Origin of the sequence: uncultured Gemella sp. (assembly GCF_963519265.1) — a bacterium.
Lineage (GTDB): Bacteria > Bacillota > Bacilli > Staphylococcales > Gemellaceae > Gemella.
On the sequence record NZ_CAUQNQ010000074.1, the window covers coordinates 1 to 5,727 of the forward strand.

4 protein-coding genes are annotated in these 5,727 nt (G+C 30.4%); all 4 read right to left on the reverse strand.

The annotated features are described in order from the left end of the window. Positions 1-154: 154 nt before the first annotated feature. The 4 genes from RWN11_RS06635 to acpS are packed head-to-tail and all read right to left on the reverse strand — an operon-like array spanning position 155 to position 5,690. On the reverse strand, positions 155-2,023 hold the full coding sequence (locus RWN11_RS06635; RefSeq protein WP_314160970.1) for an acyltransferase family protein: 1,869 nt from the start codon (positions 2,021-2,023) through the stop codon (positions 155-157). 11 nt (positions 2,024-2,034) lie between these two features. Next, positions 2,035-4,203: a Tex family protein gene (locus RWN11_RS06640; protein WP_314160971.1), complete on the reverse strand. Its 2,169-nt coding sequence runs from the start codon at positions 4,201-4,203 to the stop codon at positions 2,035-2,037. A gap of 1 nt (position 4,204) precedes the next feature. Then, a complete protein-coding gene (alr, locus tag RWN11_RS06645; protein ID WP_314160972.1) occupies positions 4,205-5,332 on the reverse strand; it encodes an alanine racemase in 1,128 nt (375 codons plus the stop codon). Then, positions 5,325-5,690, reverse strand: a complete 366-nt coding sequence (acpS, locus tag RWN11_RS06650; RefSeq protein WP_314160973.1) for a holo-ACP synthase — start codon at positions 5,688-5,690, stop codon at positions 5,325-5,327. Before acpS ends, alr begins: the two co-directional genes overlap by 8 nt. Positions 5,691-5,727: the final 37 nt, after the last annotated feature.

A 5,727-nucleotide genomic window follows, 5' to 3' on the forward strand; every position in this document is an offset into this window, starting at 1 on the left:
AACTTTATTTAAAACATCAGATTGTGTTTACACAAAAATCTTGACACTGCCATTTTTTCCAAGCCCCGGATTTAGTATACAACCAATTTATTATACAAGCGAAAAATAAAGAACTAAATAGCATTTCCCTGCTACTTAGTTCTTTATATTATTTTTAATTTGCTTTAATTTCCACTGGTCGTTTTAGATTTTTCTTAATTAATGTTGTCATCTCAACAATACCATTTTGATTTAAATGAACTCTGTCTGGTTCAAATAAATTTTTACTACTGTTTGCTACTGAATACCAATCTATTATATTAATGTTAGTATGTTTCTCTTGTGCTTGTTTCAATGCTGCATTCACAGTTTTTTCCCAAGCTCTTGGTACTTTAATGTTTACAAAGTAAATATCGGCTTTATCAAACACTTTTACTAACTCTTCAATTTGACTTTCAGTAAATGGTCCATTCGTTCCTAATTGGAAAATTATCGCAGAATTTTCGTTATTGTAGTTAGAATAACTTTTTGCTTCTTCTATGGCAACGTATAACTGACGACCAATTTTCCCATCGATAACAGCTCCTGGATATAATTCTTGGAATTTTTCTCCAATATCAACTGTCAATGAATCTCCGATAACTACAACAGAACTATATTTTTTCTCTGTATTATTTTTTTCATCTTTATTTTCATTGTTATCTTTGTTTTCTTTATTTGAATCATTATTTTGCTCTTCTTTATTCTCTTTATTATTCCCATTATTTACGAACTGAGTTTCTTTATTAACTTCCATTTCTTTTACAAATGCTGTTGAAATAAATGGAACACTCTTTCCAAAAATTCCCATTACGAAAAATATTAAAACTACTCCAACAATACCGGCATAAATTCTACGTGATTTTCTAGGGTATTTTTTCAGTTTTTTGAAAATAACTTTTATATAGTTTTTAAATCCTAATTTTCTTATTGGGGTTTCTACAAACACATAACTAACTATAGCTACAACAAACGTTAAAATAACTCTTAATATTACAAAGTAAATGTTAGTATTACCAATCTCAGCTACTGGTGTGGTTAATACTAATATTGGAAAATGCCATAGATATAAACTATAAGAAATTTTCCCAATAAACACAACTGGTTTAAATGACAATAACCTTGCCATTACTGTATGTTGTTTACCACTACTAATAATAACTATTAACCCTAATATAGCTACTAATAGGAAACCACCTCTATATAGCCATGTGTTATATTCAGATGTATAAATCATTACTGTGATTAAAGTAGCGATAGATACTAGTGAAATCACACTATATATCAGGTTCTGTTGCGGAGTTACCTTAGTATGCAATCTCTCCATAGGATATAAGATTGCGCCTACAACTCCTACTAGTAGAGAAAATGCTCTAGTGTCTGTACCGAAATAAATTCTACTAATATTATTAATATCGAATAATAGAATGTGTGCTATTAATGATACTAATATTAATCCTAGAACAACATATAAGAAGTTCTTATTTAATTTAAAAGTTCCATCTTTTGATTTTTTCTTTCTATTAACTAATAGGAATAGCAAAGGAAAAATCATATAAAATTGCTCTTCTATTGCTAGAGACCAAAGATGTTTGAACGGGCTCTGCGCACCAAAACTATCAAAATAATCTAGTTTATGGAATATATACCACCAGTTACTAGAATATATATAACCAAATATAGCATCAAGGTGACTCTTATGAAGAAGTACTTCATTGAAAAGTACCATTACTACTAATCCAACTGTTATCATAAAGTAAACAGCTGGTAACAGACGTCTAGCCCTTCTTATATAGAAGTTATATAAATTTACAGTCCCTGTTTTTCTGAATTCTTTTATAATTAATGAACTAATTAAATATCCCGATAAAACAAAAAATAAATCTACCCCTAAAAATCCACCCGGTAGGTAATTTACGTCAACGTGATAAATAATAACGGCTAATACAGCCAATGCCCTTAAACTATCTATACTTGGAAGGTACTTTGATTTGTTATTATTCATTTTTACCTCCTTTAATCTTTAAACATTGCTAGTGCAACACGACCTCTTTGCTTATCTACATCTATAACATATACATCTACAATTTGCCCTACACTAAGGACATCAAGTGGATTTTTTATATAACTTTTACTAATTTTTGAGATGTGTACCATAGCATCTTGTTTTAAACCAATATCTATAAATGCCCCAAACTGCGTAATATTTCTCACAGTCCCTGCTAATTTGACTCCTATTTGAAGATCATCGATAGTTAGAATATCAGATTTTAACAACGGCTTAGCAAACGATTCTCGTTCATCTCGTAGAGGTTGTTTCAAATCTTTAATTATATCTTCTAACGTTTCAAGACCCACACCAATTTTTTCTGCTAGAGCTTTTTTATCTACACCATCTATTGTAGTAGCAAACTCTTCTGTTCCTACTTCTTTAGTTGATAGTTTCAGCTCTTTTAATAAATTCTCTGCTGCTTTATAACTTTCTGGGTGAATACCTGTAGCATCAAAAATATTTTTACTATCAGGTATTCTAAAGAATCCTACACATTGCTCGAATGTCTTCTTACCAAGTCTTGGTACTTTGGCTATTTCTTTAATTGTTTCTATTTTTCCATTTTCTTGACGGTACGCTACGATATTTTTAGCGATTTGTTTATTAACACCTGACACATATGATAGTAGTGAAACAGATGCCGTATTAACATTTACCCCTACTTTGTTAACCGCAGTCTCTACTACGAAAGTAAGCTCTTTTTCTAAAAACTTAGGCGTAATATCGTGTTGATATTGACCTACTCCTATTGACTTAGGATCAATTTTCACAAGTTCACTTAATGGATCTTGAATACGACGTGCGATAGACACAGCACTTCTTTCTTCTACATTAAAGTCTGGGAATTCTTCACGTGCTACTTCACTAGCTGAGTACACACTTGCTCCCGCTTCATTTACGATAACATAGTCAATTTTTAATCCCGCTTCTTTTAAGTTATCTACTACAAATTTCTCAATTTCACGAGATGCAGTACCATTTCCGATAGCTATTAAATTAATATTATGTTTATTAATAAATTTAATTAAATCCTTTTTAGATTTTTCTTGTTTATCTGCTGAAGCAGGTTTATGCGGATAGATTACCATCTTATCGATAAAATTACCATATTCATCAACAATTGCCATCTTACAACCTGTTCTAAACGCAGGGTCTATTCCTAAAACTTTTTTATTTTTAAGAGGACTTTGCATTAATAGTTGTTTTAAATTTTCTGAGAAGATAACAACTGAGTCTTCCTCTGCTTTTTTCGTTAAATCACTACGGATTTCTCTTTCAATTGATGGATAGATTAATCTCTTCATACTATCAGCTATACATTCTAACAGCAAGTCACCAATAGCCGTTTGACGATTTTTCGTTAATCCTCGTAGTATATAATTGTGTAGTCTATCTTTATCATTTTCAATACTTACACGAATTATTCCTTCTTTTTCCGCTCTATTTAATGCAAGAATTCTGTGCGAAGCAATTTTTGAAATTTGTTCTCCAAACTCATAGTAATTTTTATAAGTAGCATTCTCGTCTTTTTCTTCTCCGCCTTTTTTTAGTACTGATGTAATCTGACCGAATTTTCTAGTGTTTTCAAGTACGTACTCACGATATTTAGCGCTATCCGAAATATTTTCTGCAATAATATCTAATGCATAGTTGATAGCTTCTTCAACACTATTAACTTCTTTTTCCGCATTTATATACTTAGCAGCTTCTTTATTCAAATCTTCTAAAGATTTTGGAAGTTTTAAAATATAGTTAGCTAGTTTCTCTAAGCCTTTTTCTTTAGCTATCGTAGCCTTAGTACGTTTTTTCTCTTTAAAAGGACGATATAAGTCTTCAACCCTTTGTAATTTTTCTTGAGCTAAGATATCTTTTTTCAATTCCTCAGTAAGTAGACCTTTTTCTGAAATTAATCTAATTACCTCTTCTTTTCTTTCTTCAAGCGATTTTAAATAATTAAACTCATCCTGAATCTGTTTAATAGCAACTTCATCTAGAGAATTTGTTAATTCCTTTCTATACCTTGCGATAAAAGCAATTGTATTACCTTCTTCTAGTAAGTTTAATACATTTACTATATACTTATCTTGTATTTTTAACTTAGTAGCTAAATTTTTTGTAATTTTCTCGTACATACTATAACTCCATTTTATTTTTATAATAAACCCTTGGAACACGTTTATTTATACAACAGAATATTTCATAACTTATTGTATCTTGATATGTAGCAAAATCATCAACTGATATTTTTTGTCCATTATTCTCACCAAAAATTAGAACATCGTCTCCTACTTTTATATTTTCGCTACAACGTACCATAAGTTGATCCATACAAACACGTCCTACAATCTCACAGTCTTCTGTCCCAACTTTAATCTTGAATCCTTGAGCTCGCCTTAAAATACCATCAGCATAACCGATAGGAACTGTTGCGATATATTCATCCTGTTTTGCTTCATAACTAATTCCGTACCCTAATTTTTCTCCTTTTGAAAACTTCTTAACATGAGATACCTTACTTAATAATGTAGCTACCGGTTCTAATTTAACCTTATCTAAAATCTCGATACTTTCGCTAGGATAACATCCATATAACGTAATTCCTAGCCTAGTCATATTATACTGATCTTTTCTATCACTATATTTTACTGTACTAGCTGAATTCCCAATATGAATGTATTTTGGTTTATGCGTAAATAGCTTTATTCTTTCATCGAAGTTTTTAGTTTGATAATCATCATAATTATTATCACTACCATCAGCATTAGAATAGTGCGAGAATATCCCTTCAAAATCTATTTTCTCAGATGAAAGTAGATTATCGATTTTAACTAATTCTTCTTTATCAGAAATACCAATTCTTCCCATTCCCGTATCAATCTTAACATGAATTTTTAATTTTCCTTCAACATCTTTCATTTCAGATAAACATTCTTCTAACCATGCTTTAGATGGGCACGTTAATGATACATTATTTTCTACTGCATATTTTACATTTTGGGGATTTGTCACTCCTAATACAAGAACCATACTGTCATAAATAACATCTTTCAATTCTAATGCTTCCTCTAATGTTGCAGTAGCAAAATATCTAACACCATTTTTATAAAGATGATTAGCTATTACTCTTGCACCTAGTCCATATGAATCAGCTTTTACTATTGCTATGCCGATTTTTTTATTATTAAGAGATGTTAACTTATTGTAGTTATTTAACACTGCATCTAAGTCTACTCTTAATTGTGTTGGTCTATCATTAATCATTAATCTTATCCCCTTTTTCTAAAATAACAAATGCCACAACCGTTGAATCAGTATGGCTTAGCGTTAAATGTGTTATAAAGTCTTTGTATTCAATATAAGGTTTCCCTCTATCATCTTTTTTTACTTCTACATCATGAAAAGAAAAATCTTTGGAAATTCCAACTCCTAAAGCTTTTGAAGTAGCCTCCTTTACAGCGAAACGTCCAGCCAAAAACTCCATTTTCCTTCTATGATTTGTTATTTTATAAAATTCATTTAATTCATTTTCTGTATATAATTTTTCAAGTCGTTTTTTATCATCGACATATTTTTCAAAGCGATGAATATCGACGATATCACAACCGATTCCGTAAATCATTTTTTACCTCTTCATTATATAGTCTTACAATATTATA